This is a genomic window from Saccharopolyspora sp. NPDC002578, assembly GCF_053592695.1.
Genome location: NZ_JBSFWJ010000169.1, coordinates 1 through 1120, shown reverse-complemented (window position 1 = coordinate 1120; position 1120 = coordinate 1). Strand labels below are relative to the sequence as shown.

Annotated in this window: 1 protein-coding gene; it reads left to right on the top strand. The window is 68.1% G+C overall.

All coding sequences use genetic code 11. The annotated features are described in order from the left end of the window. Positions 1–219: 219 nt before the first annotated feature. Positions 220–972 (top strand): 3-oxoacyl-ACP reductase FabG, encoded by a 753-nt coding sequence (gene fabG / locus ACWD38_RS30340; RefSeq protein WP_184480723.1) that lies wholly within the window; start codon positions 220–222, stop codon positions 970–972. Positions 973–1120 lie beyond the last annotated feature (148 nt).

The following is a 1120-nucleotide window of genomic DNA, read 5'->3' as shown; positions in this document are numbered from 1 at the left end:
TCGTCTTCTCGCTGCGGGATCTTTTTCCCAAGTGGCTCCGCCACGAGGGAAAAAGCTGTCCTCGCGAGAAGACGACTGAGAACCCGCCGGTGGTCTTCTTGCTCTAGCTGGTCACTGCTCAGCGGCTTCGCCGCTGACAGGACGACGGGCGTTTTGCAAGACTCGTAGTTGTGGGCTTTGCCCGCAGAGCTGGAAACTCGACGACGAAGTGAGGGACTCATGCCGCAGAAGACCGCGATCGTCACCGGTGCCGCCCGTGGGATCGGCGCGGCCACCGCGAAACGGCTCGCCCAGGACGGGTTCGCCGTGGCGGTGATCGACCTCGACGAGCAGGCCTGTTCCGAGACGGTGTCGGCGATCGAGTCCGCGGGCGGCAAGGCGCTGGCCGTGGGGGCCGATGTCAGCGACTCCGACCAGGTCACCGCCGCCGTCGAGCGGGTCGCCGCCGAACTCGGCGACCCCGTGGCGCTGGTGAACAACGCGGGCGTGCTGCGGGACAACATGCTGTTCAAGATGTCCGACTCCGACTGGGACACCGTGATGTCGGTGCACCTGCGCGGGGCGTTCCTGATGAGCCGGGCCACCCAGAAGTACATGGTCGAGGCCAAGTGGGGCCGCATCGTGAACCTCTCCAGCACCTCGGCGCTCGGCAACCGCGGCCAGGCCAACTACTCCACGGCGAAAGCCGGGCTGCAGGGCCTGACGAAGACGCTGGCGATCGAGCTCGGCAAGTTCGGCGTCACCGCCAACGCCATCGCGCCCGGCTTCATCGCCACCGACATGACGAAGGCGACCGCCGAGCGCGTCGGCGCCTCCTTCGAGGACTTCTCGAAGGCCGCCGTCTCCACCATCCCCGTGGCCCGCGCCGGCGAACCCGACGACATCGCCAACGCCGCCTCGTTCTTCCTCGACGAGCGCTCCGGCTTCGTCTCCGGCCAGGTCCTCTACGTCGCAGGCGGCCCCCGGGACTGATGGCTCCTGTCGCCGGGTCTGGTCCGCGTAGGGGTCGGGTGGCGGAACCTCAGTCGTCTTCTCGCTGCGGGATCTTTTTCCCGAGTGGCTCCGCCACGAGGGCCCCGAGTTCGTGCGGCGCCGGGAGACGATGCTGCTCACCGCCGCC